The organism is Rhizobium sp. BK456, assembly GCF_014194045.1.
GTDB classification, from domain to species: domain Bacteria; phylum Pseudomonadota; class Alphaproteobacteria; order Rhizobiales; family Rhizobiaceae; genus Rhizobium; species Rhizobium redzepovicii.
On the sequence record NZ_JACIAO010000001.1, the window covers coordinates 835,659 to 852,190 of the forward strand.

General features: G+C 62.8%; 12 protein-coding genes. 3 read left to right on the forward strand and 9 right to left on the reverse strand.

What is annotated here, in order from left to right; all coding sequences use genetic code 11:
* Positions 1-70: 70 nt before the first annotated feature.
* The gene (locus FHX03_RS04440; RefSeq protein WP_183852712.1) at positions 71-3,574 is read left to right on the forward strand and encodes a hybrid sensor histidine kinase/response regulator; all 3,504 of its coding nucleotides are present in this window, start codon (positions 71-73) and stop codon (positions 3,572-3,574) included.
* Between the two features lie 9 nt (positions 3,575-3,583).
* Here FHX03_RS04440 and FHX03_RS04445 read toward each other — a convergent pair whose 3' ends face one another.
* A complete protein-coding gene (locus FHX03_RS04445; RefSeq protein ID WP_183779304.1) occupies positions 3,584-4,141 on the reverse strand; it encodes a TetR/AcrR family transcriptional regulator in 558 nt (185 codons plus the stop codon).
* Between the two features lie 163 nt (positions 4,142-4,304).
* Between FHX03_RS04445 and FHX03_RS04450 the strand changes: the two genes are divergently transcribed.
* Positions 4,305-5,498, forward strand: a complete 1,194-nt coding sequence (locus tag FHX03_RS04450; protein ID WP_097624801.1) for an MFS transporter — start codon at positions 4,305-4,307, stop codon at positions 5,496-5,498.
* Between the two features lie 60 nt (positions 5,499-5,558).
* On the opposite strand, the gene FHX03_RS04455 is transcribed toward FHX03_RS04450, so the two are convergent.
* The 3 genes from FHX03_RS04455 to FHX03_RS04465 form a co-directional block, all read right to left on the reverse strand.
* The gene (locus FHX03_RS04455; protein WP_183852714.1) at positions 5,559-7,916 is read right to left on the reverse strand and encodes a methyl-accepting chemotaxis protein; all 2,358 of its coding nucleotides are present in this window, start codon (positions 7,914-7,916) and stop codon (positions 5,559-5,561) included.
* 259 nt (positions 7,917-8,175) lie between these two features.
* The gene (locus FHX03_RS04460; RefSeq protein ID WP_183852716.1) at positions 8,176-8,640 is read right to left on the reverse strand and encodes a YybH family protein; all 465 of its coding nucleotides are present in this window, start codon (positions 8,638-8,640) and stop codon (positions 8,176-8,178) included.
* 83 nt (positions 8,641-8,723) lie between these two features.
* On the reverse strand, positions 8,724-9,128 hold the full coding sequence (locus FHX03_RS04465) for a GFA family protein (RefSeq protein ID WP_183779298.1): 405 nt from the start codon (positions 9,126-9,128) through the stop codon (positions 8,724-8,726).
* A 54-nt stretch (positions 9,129-9,182) separates the two neighbouring features.
* On the opposite strand from FHX03_RS04465, the gene FHX03_RS04470 reads away from it, so the two are divergent.
* Complete coding sequence (locus FHX03_RS04470) at positions 9,183-9,683, forward strand: MarR family winged helix-turn-helix transcriptional regulator (protein WP_097624798.1); 501 nt, start codon at positions 9,183-9,185, stop codon at positions 9,681-9,683.
* A 223-nt stretch (positions 9,684-9,906) separates the two neighbouring features.
* On the opposite strand, the gene FHX03_RS04475 is transcribed toward FHX03_RS04470, so the two are convergent.
* The 5 genes from FHX03_RS04475 to FHX03_RS04495 all read right to left on the reverse strand — a co-directional run bounded on the left by FHX03_RS04475 (position 9,907) and on the right by FHX03_RS04495 (position 16,422).
* Complete coding sequence (locus FHX03_RS04475; protein ID WP_003545273.1) at positions 9,907-10,116, reverse strand: cold-shock protein; 210 nt, start codon at positions 10,114-10,116, stop codon at positions 9,907-9,909.
* Between the two features lie 458 nt (positions 10,117-10,574).
* Positions 10,575-12,788 (reverse strand): 3-hydroxyacyl-CoA dehydrogenase NAD-binding domain-containing protein, encoded by a 2,214-nt coding sequence (locus tag FHX03_RS04480; RefSeq protein WP_183852718.1) that lies wholly within the window; start codon positions 12,786-12,788, stop codon positions 10,575-10,577.
* 16 nt (positions 12,789-12,804) lie between these two features.
* Positions 12,805-13,188, reverse strand: coding sequence for a cupin domain-containing protein (locus FHX03_RS04485; protein ID WP_183852719.1), 384 nt, complete (start codon positions 13,186-13,188; stop codon positions 12,805-12,807).
* 2 nt (positions 13,189-13,190) lie between these two features.
* Positions 13,191-14,399, reverse strand: coding sequence for an acetyl-CoA C-acetyltransferase (locus FHX03_RS04490; protein ID WP_183852721.1), 1,209 nt, complete (start codon positions 14,397-14,399; stop codon positions 13,191-13,193).
* Positions 14,400-14,625: 226 nt separating this feature from the next.
* Complete coding sequence (locus tag FHX03_RS04495; RefSeq protein WP_183852723.1) at positions 14,626-16,422, reverse strand: acyl-CoA dehydrogenase C-terminal domain-containing protein; 1,797 nt, start codon at positions 16,420-16,422, stop codon at positions 14,626-14,628.
* Positions 16,423-16,532 lie beyond the last annotated feature (110 nt).

The following is a 16,532-nucleotide window of genomic DNA, read 5'->3' on the forward strand; positions in this document are numbered from 1 at the left end:
CGCCTCTGAAATGACTTAAGCTGAAAGGGTTGCGGGAGGTCCCGGCGGGTTTTCCGCCGGCGGAGGGTCAATGCTTCCAGGCTGGGTCATATTCGCGTCTGCCTTCGGCTATCTGCTCCTGCTTTTCGCCGTGGCAAGCTATGGCGACCGCAAGAAGCGCGGCCCGGGTGCGCTCGAAGGCCGATTGCCGGTGGTCTATGCGCTGAGCCTGGCGATCTACTGCACCTCCTGGACCTATTTCGGCAGCGTCGGGCTTGCCGCGCAGCGCGGCCTGGAATTTGCCGGCATCTATATCGGCCCCATTCTGGTCTTCACGCTCGGCATGCCGCTGCTTCGCCGCATCATCGAGCTCGCCAAGGCCGAGAAGCTCACCTCGGTTGCCGATTTCGTCGCCGCACGCTACGGCAAGAACCCGACGGTCGCCACCATCGTCGCGCTGATCTCGCTGATCGGCACCATTCCCTATATCGCTCTGCAGCTGAAGGCGATCTCCAGCACCGTCAGCGCCATGGTCAACCCGTCCGACTACGGCATTGGCAGCGGCAATCTCTACTTTCTCGACCTGCCGCTCGTGGCGACGCTGGTGCTTGCCTGCTTCGCCATCATGTTCGGCACGCGGCATACCGACGCGACGGAACACCAGGATGGCCTCATCCTCGCCGTCTCGATGGAATCGGTGGTCAAGCTTGTCGCCTTCCTGACAGCCGGTATCTGCGTCATCTGGTTTCTCTTCGACGGCCCGAGCGATCTCTGGCAAAAGACCGTCGACAACAGCCTCGTCATGTCGGCGCTCAGCTACCACACGCCGATCAGCCGCTGGATCACCCTGATCGCGCTGTCGGCCTTCGCGATCATCCTGCTGCCGCGGCAATTCCACGTGACGGTCGTCGAAAACCGGACGCCGAAACAGCTGAAACTCGCAGGCTTCCTGTTTCCCACCTACCTCATTGCGATCAATCTCTTCGTGCTGCCGGTGGCGATCGGCGGACTGCTGACCTTCGGCGGCGCCGGCAATGCCGATTTCTACATGCTGTCGCTGCCGCTGGCCGGAGAGATGCCGGTGGTGTCGCTGATTACCTTCATCGGCGGCTTTTCCGCCGCAACGGCGATGGTCATCGTTGATTCCGTGGCGCTGTCGATCATGGTGTCGAACGACATTATCATGCCGATCTTCCTAAGGCGTAAACTTGCCGGCCGCGCCAGCCAGCGCGACAATTTCGCCAAGACGCTGCTCAACATCCGCCGCAGCGCCATTTTTGCGGTGCTGCTGTTCGGCTACGCCTATTACCGCTCGACCGACAGCACCGCCGGCCTTGCCTCGATCGGCCTTCTCTCTTTTGCCGCCATCGCCCAGATCGCCCCAGCGCTGTTCGGCGGGCTGATCTGGCGGCGGGCCAATGCACGCGGCGCGATCCTCGGGCTTTCCTCCGGCTTCGTCATCTGGATCTACCTGCTGTTCCTGCCCTCGCTCGGCGGCCCCGATTATTCCTATGTGGCGAGCGCCGTGCTCGGCTTCATCTTTCCGGGCACGACACTGTTTGCCGCGCCCGACGCCGATCCGCTGGTCAATGCGACGGTGATGAGCCTCCTCGTCAACACCGCCTTCTTCATCGTCGGCTCGCTGACCCGCAATGCCAGGCCGCTGGAACGCATCCAGGCCGGCATCTTCGTCAAACGCCATTCGCGCTCGCAATTTGCCACGCGCGGCTGGAAGACCCGCATCAGCGTCGGCGACCTCAAGGCGGCGATCTCGCGTTATCTCGGCGAAGAACGCATGCAGCGCTCGTTGACGACCTACGAACAAAGCTCCGGCCGCAAGCTGGAGGACGATCAGCCGGCCGATATGGCGCTGATCCATTTCAGCGAGCAGCTGCTCGGCAGCGCCATCGGCTCGTCCTCGGCGCGGCTGGTGCTGTCGTTGATCCTGCAGAAGACCGAGGACGCCTCTTCCGACACTGCATGGCTGCTCGACCAGGCGAGCGAGGCGCTGCAATATAACCAGGATATGCTGCAAACCGCCCTTTCGCAGATGGACCAGGGCATTGCCGTCTTCGACAGCTCCAACCGGCTGACGATCTGGAACCGGCGCTTCCGGCAATTGCTGGACCTGCCGGAAAGCGCCGGCCAGGTCGGTTTCCCCTTGTCCGATATCGTCAAAACACTCAGCGAGCGCGGCGACATCGCGCCCGGCGATCTCAATCAGACGGTGCGGCATTTCCTGACGCTCGACAAACCCTTCGCACTGGTGCTCAGCGGCGGCGAGCGGATTATCGAGGTGCGCTCCAACGCCATGCCGGACAAGGGCATCGTCGCCACCTTCACCGATATCACCCAGCGCGTCAGCGCCGACCAGGCGCTGAAACAGGCAAATGAGACGCTGGAGCAGCGCGTTGCCGAACGCACGGCCGAGCTGACCCGCGTCAATCACGAACTCGCCGAGGCGCGGGCCGCCGCCGACGAGGCGAATATCGGCAAGACGCGCTTTTTCGCCGCCGCTGGCCACGATATCCTGCAGCCGCTGAACGCCGCCAGGCTCTATTCCTCGGCACTGGTCGAGCGCATGGCGCAATCCGACAACAGCCCGATCGTCCGCAATATCGATTCGGCGCTGGAATCGGTCGAAACCATTCTCGGCGCGGTGCTCGATATCTCCAGGCTCGATACCGGCGCGATGCGGCCGCGGCTCGCTGCCGTCGCACTTTCCGACCTCTTGGAGCGGATCGAAACCGATTTCGCGCCGATCGCCCGCGAAAAACAGCTGAAGCTAGTGGTCATGCGGACGTCGCTCAGGGTGCGCTCCGACCCCAATCTTCTGCGCCGGCTGGTGCAGAACCTCGTTTCCAACGCGATCAAATACACGATCACCGGCAAGGTGCTGGTGGGCGCGCGGCGGCGCGGTAACCAGGTGATCATCCAGGTGATCGATTCCGGCATCGGCATACCGCCGTCGAAATTCCGCACGGTGTTCAAGGAATTCGCCCGGCTGGACGAAGGGGCGAAAACCGCTTCCGGCCTCGGACTCGGCCTGTCGATCGTCGACCGCATCGCCCGGGTGCTCAACCATCCGGTGGAGCTGCACTCGACGCACGGCAGGGGCACGGAATTCCGCATCGCCATGCCGCTCGACATCTCGCGGCCGGCCGAGGCGGCGGCGGCCGTCACGCCCGCCGACCGGCCGGGGCAGCCGCTCAAGGGACTGAAGATCCTCTGCATCGACAACGAGCCGAAGATCCTCGAAGGCATGCGGCTGCTGCTGAGCGGCTGGGGCTGCGAGGTCAAGGCGCTTAATGGCCTCGCCGACGTGATATCAGGCGACGGCCGTGACGGGCCGCCGGATCTCGCCATCGCCGATTATCATCTCGACGACGGCACCGGCATCGCCGCGATCCTGCATCTGCGCCGGCAGTTCGGCGCCGATATTCCCGCTTTGTTGGTTACCGCCGACCGCACGCCTGAAGTGCGCAGCGAGGCCGAGCGATACGGCATCGCCGTCCAGCACAAGCCGGTGCGGCCGGCAGCCCTGCGCGCCTATATCACGCAGATTTCCGGCCTCAAGCGCGCGGCCGCGGAGTAAGAGACAGGCTCAATCCTTCGTGGTCATGACGCGCGAGACTAGATCGCTCACCCGCGCGGCATCCGGCACGTCGCCGAACAGGATGCGGTACATGATCGGCGCCACCACATCATCCATGACCCGGTCGACATCCGGAAAGATCTCGCTACGGGCCTTGGCCCTCTCGGCGATGACGAGGATCTGCTGGCGGGTATATTCCGAGCATTTGCAGGCATTGGCGCCCGCTTGTGCCGCCAGCACGTCGCGGATCATCTCGCGGCCCGGCCCGGAGGACATTTCCTCGGCATATTGCTCAGCCCAGGCCTGTAGATCGGCCTTGCCGCTGCCGGCATCGATCGGCTGCATATCCGGACGCAGCCGCTCGACGGCGACATCGGCAAGAAGCTCCTGCAGGTCGCCCCAGCGGCGATAGATGGTCGACGGCGTCACACCCGCGCTGGCGGCGATCAGCGGAATCGTCACCTCGGCACGGTTCATGTCGGCCAATAGCTCACGGACCGCCTTGTGCACCGATGCCTGAACCCGGGCGCTTCTGCCGCCCGGACGGAGATTCTCTTTCACTGCCATGCCTGCAACCCGACCTCTTATCCCGGAACCTTCCGGGCGACATGCCTTACACACGCATGGTTCAAAATCTTTGACAGAACCATAAACGCAAAGAATTTGCCTTTACGATGCACTCGCCTTACATGGAGCTAACGCAACGGCTTAGCTTTAAGAGGGCTTATATATGGTCGCCGCAGCCAAATCCACAGAGAATGCGCCGCAGCCCTCGATCGGTTTCCATGCGCTGACGCTCGCCACTTTTTTCGGCGCCTCCGCGGCGCCCACGCCGCTCTACCGGATCTACCAGGAAAACTTCTCGCTCTCGCCGGTGCTGATTACGGTGGTCTTCGCCGTTTACGCCTTCGCGCTGCTGGCAGCGCTCCTGACCGCCGGTTCGCTCTCGGATCATCTCGGCCGCAAGCCGGTGATCTTTTTCGCCCTGGTGCTCGAAATCATCGCCATGGGCCTCTTCGTCGTCGCCGGCGGCCCCGGCTGGTTGATTGCGGCGCGGATCGTCCAGGGAATTGCGACCGGGATCGCCGGCGCCTCGCTGGGCGCTGCTCTCGTCGATGTCGACCGGGCAAAGGGGCAGATCGTCAATTCGATCGCGCCGCTTTGCGGTATGGCGGTGGGCGCGGTCGGCACCAGCGCCCTGATCCAATACGGCCCTTTCCCGATGCATCTCATTTATGCCCTGCTGCTTCTCGCCTTCGCGCTGCTGGCGGCGGCGATCTGGCTGACGCAGGAGACCGGCGGCACACGGCCGGGCGCGCTCGGTTCGCTGATCCCCAGGGTCACGGTTCCCCAGCAGGTGAAGCGGCCGCTGTCGCTGGTGACGCCGATCAACATCGCCAACTGGACGCTCGCCGGCTTCTATCTTTCGCTGGTCCCGTCGCTGGTCGCCAGCACCACCGGCAGCCGCGCGCCACTGACCGGCGGGGCCGTCGTGACTGCGCTGATGGCGAGCGGAGCGATCACCGTCTATCTCAGGCGCGGCAAGTCGGCCTCGGCCAATCTCGGTTTCGGCGTGTCGGCCAAGACGCTCGGCATTCTGACGGTCGTTGCCGGCGTGCATCTCGCCAATGTGCCGCTGCTTCTCATCGGCACCGTCTTCACCGGCGCCGGTTTCGGCACCAATTTCCTCGGCTCGATCGGCACCATCATGCCGCTCGCCAAGGCGGATGAACGGGCCGGGCTGCTGTCGGCGTTCTACGTTCAGAGCTATCTCGCCTTCAGCCTGCCGGCGATTCTTGCCGGGTTCCTGGCGAAATCTGCCGGTTATGCGCTGACGACCGATATCTATGCGACGGCAATCCTGCTGCTGATGGGCGCCGGACTGCTCGGGCTTCGCGCCGGACGACGGAAGGCGGCGGCCTGAGGACGGCCGCCGCAATCATCCATGGTGGGGATCCGTCACCGTTCCGTTGAAGGGATCGGGTCAGAAATCCTCCCAGCCGTGGTCGGCCGGCGCGGCCGCCTTTGAACCGCCGCCAAGCGCGGCCGCCAGCGTCTTCTTCAGCGCACGCGCCGGCGAGGGAACCGGGATCGTTGCATGCGACGAGACGATTTTCGGCGCGGCGAGCGGACGCGGCGCGTTCGATCGCGATATAGCCGATGTCATGCCCGTGCCCGTATCGAGGCGGAACTGGCCCAACCGTCCGGACAGGGCGGAAACCTCGGTCGCAAGCGTGTGGGCCGCGGCATTCGACTCCTCGACCATAGCCGCGTTCTTCTGCGTCGCCTGATCCATCTGATTGACGGCGGTATTGATTTCCTGAAGGCCGGTCGACTGCTCGCGCGCGGATTGGACGATCGCGTGGACATTGCGGTCGATCTGCTGCACCTCCTGCACAATCCCGTCCAAGGCATCGCCGGTCTCACGCACCAGGGCAACGCCATGCCGCACCTGGCCGCCGGAAGCACTAATCAGCGCCTTGATCTCCTTGGCTGCGCCGGCCGAGCGCTGCGCCAGCTCCCGGACCTCCTGAGCGACGACCGCGAAGCCCTTGCCGGCTTCTCCGGCACGGGCGGCCTCGACGCCGGCATTCAGCGCAAGCAGGTTCGTCTGGAAGGCGATCTCGTCGATGACGCCGATGATATTGGAGATCGACTTGGAGGACTGTTCGATGTCGTTCATCGCTTCGACAGCCCGCTGCACGATCTGGCCGGACCGTTCGGCATTTTCCTTCGTGCGAACAACCATCGATCCGGCTTCTTCGGCACGCGCCGTGGAATCCTTGACGGATGTCGTGATCTGCTCAAGCGCCGCGGCAGTTTGCTCGACGGAGGCAGCCTGTTGTTCCGTCCGGCGCGCCAGATCGTCGGCCGCAGAACGAATCTCCTCGGTGCCGCTTTGGATGACCTCCGCATTCTGCGAGAACGACACCAGCGCCGAACGCAGTTTAACGACCGACTCGTTGAAATTGATGCGGGTCTCATCAAGCGTCGCGGCGAAAGGATGCTCGAGCGCGCTCGTCATGTCGCCTTCGGCAAGCTTGGCTAGGCCAAGCGCCAATTCACCGACGGCGAATTTGACGTCCGCTTCCTGGGCCTGGTCGATCCGGGCGCGCTCGGCACGCTCCCGTTCCTGCAGCGCGCGGTTTTCTTCTGCCTCGGTCTCCAGACGCGCCCTGTCGCGGTTGCTCTCCAATAGCGCCTTCAGCGAGCGCGAGAGATCGCCGATTTCGTCCTTCGCCTCACCGTCCTTCAGGGTGACATCGAGCTTGCCCGCGGCAATCTCGGCAGTCTCGGCGATGACGCCGGAAATCCGGCCGACGAAGCGGCGTGCGATCAGCCACCCGGCAATGCCCAGCAGCACCGCCGCAAGGCTCGTCGCGACGATGGCATCCCGAACCACCGCATAGAGCGGTGCGAACAGTGTTGCCTTCGGGACCGAAACGATCGCATACCAATTGGAGCCCTCGGCAAGCTTGACGGCGGTGGCAATTGCCAGGGAGACGCTGCCGTCCTCATTGGTCACTTCACGCTCAAGACCGGCGTTGGCGATGAGATGGTCCCAATCCGCAGTTTTCGCTCCGGTCTCGGAAAGGCTCTTGCCGATGAGGCTTGCATCCGGGTGACTGACGATCTTGCCGGCACTGGTGACCAGGCCAAGAAAGCCCGCTCCCATCGGTCGGCTGGCTGACAGCGCCTTGGCGGTGTCCTGAAGCGAAAGATCAAGGCCGGCAACGCCGACGGCTTTGCCGTCGATCACAATCGGCTCGGTGACAGAGGTCATCAAAACGTCTTTTCCATCGATCGCATAGGAATAGGGCTCGATGATCACGGTTTTGCGCTGCGTGAACGGCAGTTGATAATAGTCGCCCGCTCCGGCGACGGTGTAATCCGTCAAAGCCGCATGGGTGATCTGGCCGCCGCTGCGCACCCAATAGGGCACATAGCGGCCCGTCGTGTCGTGTCCTTCCTTGCCGACGTATTCCTTGTCCTTGCCGTCGAAAGCATTCGGCTCCCATCCGGTCCAAATCCCAAGGACCGGGGGGTTGGCTTGCAGCATGTTGCGCAGGACCTTGTCCGCCTTGGCACGATCGGTGTCGCCCATTTCCTTCATCGTCGTCAGCACGGCGTTCAGACCGTCCACGATATGCACGGTGCCGCCGATGTTCTTTTCGACCTTCAGCGCCTCGGCCGTCGCGATCTGGCGCATCTGCTCGATGCTGCCGCTGTGAATTTCGGTATAGGACCGATAGAAAATGGCCCCCGAAGCGACAATAACGGCAATGACGCCGCAGGCCGCCACAGAGAAGAGATTGCGACTTGTCGTAGACTTGAAAAGCATGTTCCCGCTCGCCTTCGCTGCTGTACTCGCGCATGCCTTAAGTCCAATTCGCCGGCGCGTTTAAACAACCGTCATCCAGCAGAAACTGAAGGCCCCCCAATATTCATGCTTGCAAAATTTGATTAAAAGAAAGTTTTTATGCTCTAAAGCAGCGCCGCTATCCTTCAGATCCGCGCGCGCTTTAAGTGTTTATTTTCTCGCATGTCTTTGCCGCAAAACCGCTGCGCGGTCTGCACGGCATGCTTTGAAGACGACGGGATTATTCCGCAGGGCCTGCACTTTCCGGCTTCAGATCGAGCAGCGCACGGCCGCTGCCATCCATGGCGAAGGGGACGGAAGCGTGCTGATGGACGACCAGCCAGCGGCCATCCCGCTTGACGAGGCCCAGCGTCTGGCGGAACCAGAGATCGACCTCCGTGCCATCGGTCTTGGTGCCTGTCATGCGCGTCAGCCCGCTCCAGAAGGCGACATCGCCGCCGACCGTCAACCTGGCATCGCGCACTTCGCCACCGATTGGGCCTTCCCAAGTATCGAACCAGGCCTGCACGCCGGCCTCGTCCTTGCCATTGATGACGAGCGGCGGCGCCAGCGAAAACTCGACGGAATCCTCGGCCTCATAGGAAAGCGCCTCTTCGGCGTTCTTTTCACCGAGCGCCTTGGCCCGCATCATCAGCATGGCGATGATCGCCTCTTTTTCATGCCTGGCATTGGCTTCGTCGTTCACGATCGTTCTCCTTTTCCACTACGGCCAGAGGACGAACGAGAGGAGGACGATCCGACAACCGCCACGCAATTTGCTGAATTGCTTCAGAGATAACTCGTCACTTCAGGCTCGTTCCACCAGGCATCGTGCCTGCCGTCGTAATAACGGACTGATAAGGCTGCCAGTTCCTCAGGGGTGATATCGTCGAGACAGGCGATGTTGATCGAGACATAGGCGCCGCCGACCGCCTCGACATAACCGTCGCCGAAGGCAGGCACGCCGCAGGTGCGGCAGAAGCGGTGATGGCCGCTCATCGTGTTGAACTGGTAATCTGATGTCTCAGCTGCGTCGGACATCAGCCGGAAATCCTCCGGCTTGACGTTGGCGCCCCAATAGCGCCGCTTGGCGCAGATCGAGCAATTGCAGCGGCCGGTGCCTTCTTCGAGATCCATATCGACCTCGTAGTGCACTTTGCCGCAATGGCAGCTTCCCTTGTAGGTCTTCTTCATGGCGCTCGCCTCACTGTTGCCTTCAACACTTCGATATGACAATATGTTGTCATTATGGATGAGATACAAAATCGACAACATGTTGTCAAACAAAATCGGCCGGAGCGAACGATGGAGGGGAATGCCTTTTCCGCTTTCGCGATCACCGCCCTTCGCCTCGCCGGCCATCTGACGGCGGCGGGCGACCAGCTGGCGAAGCCCGCGGGACAGACAAGCGCGCGATGGCAGGTGCTGGCCGCAGCAAGGCGCGGCGACATGTCGGTGGCGCAGATCGCCCGTGCGCTCGGCCTCGCCCGCCAGGGCGTGCAGCGGCTTGCCGACGTGCTGGAGGGTGAAGGGCTGATCGCCTATGCCGACAACCCGCAGCACCAGCGGGCCAAGCTGGTGCGGCTGACCGCGGAAGGGGCAGCGCGGCTCGGTGTCATCGAGGTGGCGCAGGCCCGATGGGCCGATGGGCTTGGAGCCGCGTTTATGTCGACCGAACTCGATGCCGCGCGGGGGGTGATGGCGCGGGTGATGGAGATGCTGGAGGCTGAAGAGGCGTCGCGCGGCTGAACGATCGGCCTTGCGATGATACGGCCGAGGCTGACCGCAAATAAAAAAGGCCGGGCTAACCCGACCTTCCCTGCCATCTCAACGAACCGTGCCAGTACATCCGTGGTCACGATCCGGAGATGATATTCAAAGCTCCACGCGTCCAAGGGACGCGCTGCTTTTTATTCTACGCAATTCCCGACGGAAAACCGCTTCGCAGTTTTCCTAGAAATTGCTCTGGGCCTTAAGCCGCCTGGAGGCGGTCAGCCGACATCTTGCCGGACTTGTTGTCGCGGACGAGCTCGTAAGACAGCTTCTGGCCATCCTTGAGATCGCGCATGCCGGCGCGTTCGACGGCCGAGATGTGGACGAAAACGTCGGCAGCGCCGTCATCCGGCTGAATGAAGCCGAAGCCCTTGGTTGCGTTGAACCACTTTACGGTACCAGTGCTCATGACGATATCCTTTTCGAATCGCTCATAGAAGATTGCCGCGCGTACCGAAGCACGAGCGGCGATGAAAACCGATTTTGGAGGAAGTTCGCCAGGAACGACGCAAGCGCCGTTTCAAAGTTCATCTAGCAAGATCGATGCGAGAACCTTTAATCGGGAATTGTGTCCGTGGCAAGGCGTCGGCACGGGAAAGTCGAATTCAGCTTGCGGGACGTTCTTGGACGGCGTGCCGTGGCCACCCCTCTGCCCTGCCGGGCATCTCCCCACAGGTGGGGAGATTGGCTTGGCATACTGGCTTCCCCAAACAACTGGCGTCACAGCGTGGCGAAACCGTCGAGGGACGGGAAGGTTTGGCCACTTGTGATCTCCCCACCTGTGCGAAACATGCCCGGCAGGGCAGAGGGGGCGGCCGCGGCACAACGGAAAAGCTCGTCCCGTTAAGACCAAGACCGCGAAACGGCTTACGCCGCCACCTTCGCCCCCGCATAAGGATCAAACCGCCCATAAAACGTCTCACCCTTGGCAGCCATATCCTTCAGCAGCGGCGTCGGCTTGAAATGATCTCCGTAAGCCCCAGCTAACTTTTCTGCCAGGTCCACGAAGGCCTTAGCGCCCATGCCGTCGATATAGCTGAGCGCGCCGCCGGTATAGGGCGCGAAGCCGAATCCGAGGATCGAGCCGACGTCGGCTTCGCGCGGATCGGTGACGATACCTTCCTCGACGGTGCGGGCGGCTTCGATCGCGATGGTGACGAGGAAGCGTTGCTTCAGCACGGCGACATCGACCTCATCCGCCTTCTTCTGCGGGTAGAGGCTCTTCAGTTCGGGCCAGAGCGACTTTTTCGCCGGTTTCGGCGGATAGTCGTAAAAGCCCTTGGAATTCTTGCGGCCGAAACGGCCCTCCTTTTCCACCATGCGGGAGATCAGCTCCATATGCCTGGGGTCGATCGCCTTCTCGCCAAGATCGGCGGCGGTGGCCTTGAGGATCTTTAGCGACAGGTCGATCGCCACCTCGTCGTTCAGCGCCAGGGGACCGACCGGCATGCCGGCCATCTTCGCCGCATTCTCGATCATCGCAGGCGGCACGCCCTCGATCAGCATGTCGTAACTCTCAGACATGTAGCGCAGCACGCAGCGATTGACGAAGAAGCCGCGGGTGTCGTTGACGACGATCGGCGTCTTCTTGATCGCCGCGACATAATCGAGAGCGACGGCGAGCGCCTTGTCGCCGGTCTCCTTGCCGAGGATGACCTCGGTCAGCATCATCTTCTCCACGGGCGAGAAGAAGTGGATGCCGATGAAATCGGCGGGGCGCTTCGAGTTCTTCGCCAGTCCCGTGATCGGCAGGGTCGAGGTATTGGAGGCGAAGATCGCGCCTTCCGGCAGTACGGCTTCGACCGCCTCGATGACCGACTTTTTCACTTCGCGATCCTCGAACACCGCCTCGATGACGAGATCGGCGGTGGCGAGACCGGCATAATCGGCGGAGGGCGTGATGCGAGCAAGAAGGGCCGCGGCCTCGTCCTGCGTAAACCGTCCCTTACCGACGGAATCCTTGACCAGGCCTTCGCAGACGGCCTTGCCCTTGGCGGCCGCTTCCATGTCGCGGTCGATCAGCGTCACCGGGAGACCGGCGGCGGCGGTGACATAGGCGATCGAGGCGCCCATGAAGCCGGCGCCGACGACACCGACATGTTTCAGTTCGGTCTTGGGATGGCCTGCCGGGCGGCGGGCACCCTTGCCGAGTTCCTGCATCGAGATGAACAGCGAGCGGATCATCGAGAAGGCTTCGCGGGTCTGCAGCACTTCGGTGAAATAACGCTGCTCGATCTTCAGGCCGGTATCGAAGGGCACCTGCAGGCCTTCATAGACGCATTTCAGGATGGCGAGCGCGGCTGGATAATTGCCGGAGGTTTCGCGGCGCAGGATTGCCGGTGCGGCCGGCCAGAGCTGGGCGGAGGCCGGCGTCCAGATGCCGCCACCCGGCGCCTTGAAGCCCTTCTCGTCCCAGGGGGCGACCGGCTTCAGGCCATCCTTGATCATCTGCTTGGCGGCGGGGATCAACTGATCCGGGTCGACCACCTGATGCACGAGGTTCATCGCCTTGGCGCGGGAGCCGGTCAGCGACTGGCCGGTCGTCATCATCTGCAGCGCGTCCTGGGCGTTGGCCAGCCGCGGCACACGCTGGGTGCCGCCGGCGCCGGGGAAGATGCCGACCTTTACCTCGGGCAGCGCGATCTTGACGCTCTTGGCGTTGGAGGCGACACGACCGTGGCAGGCAAGCGACAGTTCAAAGGCGCCGCCCATGCAGGTGCCGTTGATGGCCGAAACCCAGGGCTTGCCCGATGTTTCGAGCTTGCGGAACAGGCCGGACATGCGCCCGACCAGCCCGAAAAGCGTCTGCACCGCTGTCTCCGGGCTGTTTGCCTTCTCGTCCTGATAGGCGCTGAACATCGACTTGATCATCGACAGATCGGCGCCGCCGGAGAAGGAGGATTTGCCCGAGGTGAAGACGACGCCCTTGACGGCAGCGTCAGCGGTCGTGGCGTCAATGATCGCGTCGAGTTCGGCCATCACCTCGGCGGTAAAAACGTTCATCGATTTGCCGGGCATGTCCCAGGTGACGAGAGCGATGCCGTCGGCGTCGGTTTCGAGCGTGAAATTGGTGTAGGTCATTGGGTTTCCTCCCCGATCAAGCCGGCAAATGGCTGCGCTGCGCGTGTAAGGTCTTCGTCTTTTCGGTGACGACATCGCCGGTGTGCTTGGTCTGCGACGGCTCGAAAAGCACGATCCAGCATTCCTCTGGCGCAACCGGATTATGCTCGACACCTCTCGGCACGACATGAAAATCACCGGCGCTCAGATGCACATGCGGGCGGTCGCGATATTCGATGGTCAGCGACCCCTTCCAGATGAGGAAAAGCTCGTCCTCGTCGCGGTGGGAATGCCAGGTCAGCTGGCCCTGGACCTTGGCGAGCTTGACGCTCTGGCCGTTGAGATCGGCGATGACGCGGGGCGACCAGTGCTCGGTGACCTCCGCATATTCGGTTTCGATCGTGCCGGTGTTGAAGCCCATCCTCAGACCCTTTCGATAACCGTTGCCGTGCCCATGCCGGCGCCGATGCAGAGCGTCACCAGCGCGGTGTTGAGGTCGCGGCGTTCAAGTTCGTCCAGCACCGTGCCGAGGATCATCGCGCCGGTGGCGCCGAGCGGATGGCCCATGGCGATGGCGCCGCCATTGACGTTGATCCTGTCGTGATCGATGTCGAAAGCCTGCATGTATCGCAGCACCACGGCGGCGAAGGCCTCGTTCAGCTCGAAGAGGTCGATATCGGCAAGGCGCATGCCGGTCCGCGTCAACAGCTTCTCGGTGACATCGACCGGGCCGGTCAGCATCAAAGCCGGATCGGAGCCGATATTGGCGAAGGCCTTGATGCGGGCGCGGGGCTTCAGCCCCATGCTTTCGCCGCCGGCCTTCGAGCCGAGCAGGACGACGCCGGCGCCGTCAACGATGCCGGAGGAATTGCCGGCATGGTGGACATAGTTGATGCGCTCGATCTCGGGATGCGCCTGGATGCCGACGGCTTCGAAGCCGCCCATCTCGCCCGGCATCTGGAAGGACGGATTGAGCGAAGCCAGCGCCTGCATATCGGTGCCCGGGCGCATATGTTCATCCTTATCCAGGATCGTCAGGCCGTTCTGATCCTTGACCGGGACGACCGACTTGTCGAACCAACCCTGCGCCCAGGCATGTCCGGCGCGCTTCTGGCTCTCGACGGCATAGGCGTCGACATCGGTTCTGCTGAAACCGTATTTGGTGGCGATGAGATCGGCCGAGACGCCCTGCGGCATGAAATAGGCCGGGAAATTCACCGAGGGATCCATGAACCAGGCGCCGCCGGACATGCCGAGGCCGACGCGGGACATGCTTTCGACGCCGCCCGCGATGACGATGTCGTCGGCGCCTTGAGCGATCTTGCCGGCGCCGAAATTGACGGCATCGAGGCCGGAGGCGCAGAAACGGGAGATCTGCATGCCGGGCGCCCTGGTGGAATAACCGGCCTCGAAAGCGGCGGCCTTGGGGATGACCGCGCCGGCATCCATCACCGGATCGACGCAGCCCATGATGATGTCGTCGACCGTCGTGGTGTCGAGCCCGTTGCGGTCGCGGATTGCCTCCAGCGTCTTGGCCGCAAGGCGGACGGAGGGCACCTCATGCAGGGCGCCGTCCTTCTTGCCGCGGCCGCGCGGCGTGCGGACGTGATCGTAAATGAAAACCTCGGTCATTGTCTCGTCTCCCTGGCGGCGCGGCGGGCGCCGGTAAATTTCGTGTTTTCGCTTCTCCCCAGCGGGGGTGCGAAGGACGGGTCGAAACCAGTGGCTCGACCCTGGGCAAAGCGAGGCGATGAGGGGGCTCCGGCAAGGCCGGAGCCAAACGAAAGCCGCGCCTGCGGCCCCCTCATCCGACCCTTCGGGCCCCCTTCTCCCCGCTAGGGAGAAGGGGGAACCTCAATTAGAAGGCTTCCGCGGCCAGGTCCATCATCGTGTCGGCGCCGGCTTCGATGCGGGTCTTGCGCAGCGCGGTTTCCGGCATGATGCGCTCCATGAAGAAGCGGGCGGTCACCAGCTTGTTCTTCAGGAAATCTTCGCGGCTCGCATCGCCGGATGCAAGGCCGTCATCGGCGGCTTTCGCCATCTTTGCCCACATATAGCCGAGAACGACGAGGCCGAAGAGATGCATATAGTCGGTCGAGCCGGCGCCGGCGTTGTCGGGCTTGGCCATGGCGTTCTGCATGAACCACATGGTCGCGGCCTGGACGTCGTTCAAGCCCTTCTTCAGATGCTTGGTGAAGAAGGAGAGCTTTTCGTCGCCGCGGTTCTCCTCGCAGAAATCACCGATCTCCTTGAAAAGGGCCATGGCGGCGCGGCCGCCGTTCAGGGCGAGCTTGCGGCCGACGAGGTCGAGCGCCTGAATGCCGTTGGCGCCTTCATAGATCATGGCGATGCGGGCATCGCGCACATACTGGCTCATGCCGTGTTCTTCGATATAGCCGTGACCGCCGAAGACCTGCTGGGCCATGACGGCGTTATCGAAGCCCTTGTCGGTCATCACGCCCTTGAGGATGGGGGTGACGAGGCCGAGAATATCGTCGGCCGTCTGGCGCTCCTTGTCGTCGGTGGCGCGGTGGGCGATATCGGATTTGAGCGCCGTCCAGAGCAGGAAGGCGCGGCCGGCCTCGTTGAAGGCGCGGATGGTCATCAGCGTCCGGCGGATATCGGGATGGACGATGATCGGATCGGCCTTCCTGTCCGGCGCCTTGGGACCGGACAGCGAGCGACCCTGGATGCGGTCGCGGGCGTAGTTGGCGGCATTCTGATAGGCGATCTCGGAAATGGCGATACCCTGCAGGCCGACCATCAGACGGGCCTCGTTCATCATCACGAACATGGCGTTGAGGCCGCGGTTTTCGGCGCCGATCAGGAAGCCGGTCGCCTCGTCGTAATTCATGACGCAGGTGGCGTTGGCGTGGATGCCCATCTTGTGCTCGATCGCACCGCAGGTGACCGCGTTGCGGGCGCCAAGCGCACCGTCCTTGCCGACGAGGAATTTCGGTACGATGAAGAGCGAGATGCCCTTGGTACCCTCCGGCGCGCCCTCGATGCGGGCAAGCACCAGGTGGACGATGTTGTCGGCAAGGTCATGCTCACCGGCGGAGATGAAGATCTTCTGGCCGGAGATCTTGTAGCTGCCGTCGGCCTGCGGCACTGCCTTGGTGCGCAGCATGCCGAGATCGGTGCCGCAATGCGGCTCGGTCAAGTTCATCGTGCCGGTCCAGGCGCCGTCCACCATCTTCGGCAGATAGGTGGTTTTCTGCTCGGCCGAACCGTGGACGAGGATCGCGGCGATCGCGCCCTGCGTCAGGCCCGGATACATCATCAACGACATGTTGGCGGCGGAGGTATATTCGCCGACGGCGGTATGCAGCGTATAGGGAAGCCCCTGCCCGCCGAATTCCTCCGGCACCGCAAGGCCGATCCAGCCGCCATCGCGATAGGCTTTGTAAGCCTCCTGGAAGCCTTTCGGCGTCGAGACGCTGGCATCGTCGTGGCGCGTGCAGCCTTCCTGATCGCCGGAATAATTCACGGGAAAGAGAACTTCTTCGGCCACCTTGGCCGCCTCGCCGAGGATCGCTTCGATCATATCGGGCGTGGCGTCGGCGAAACCCGGCAGATTGTTGTAGCGTTCGAGGCCCAGCACGTCGTTCAGGACGAAGAGCGTATCGTTCACCGGGGCCTTGTAGACTGGCATCTGTCAAATTCCTCCCATTCGACTGCCGGTCGCGCCGGCCTCGCGGACTGTCTTACAAAATATTGACGTTTGCGTAAACGTCAAAATCGCCACGTTGGCTGCCTTTCGCG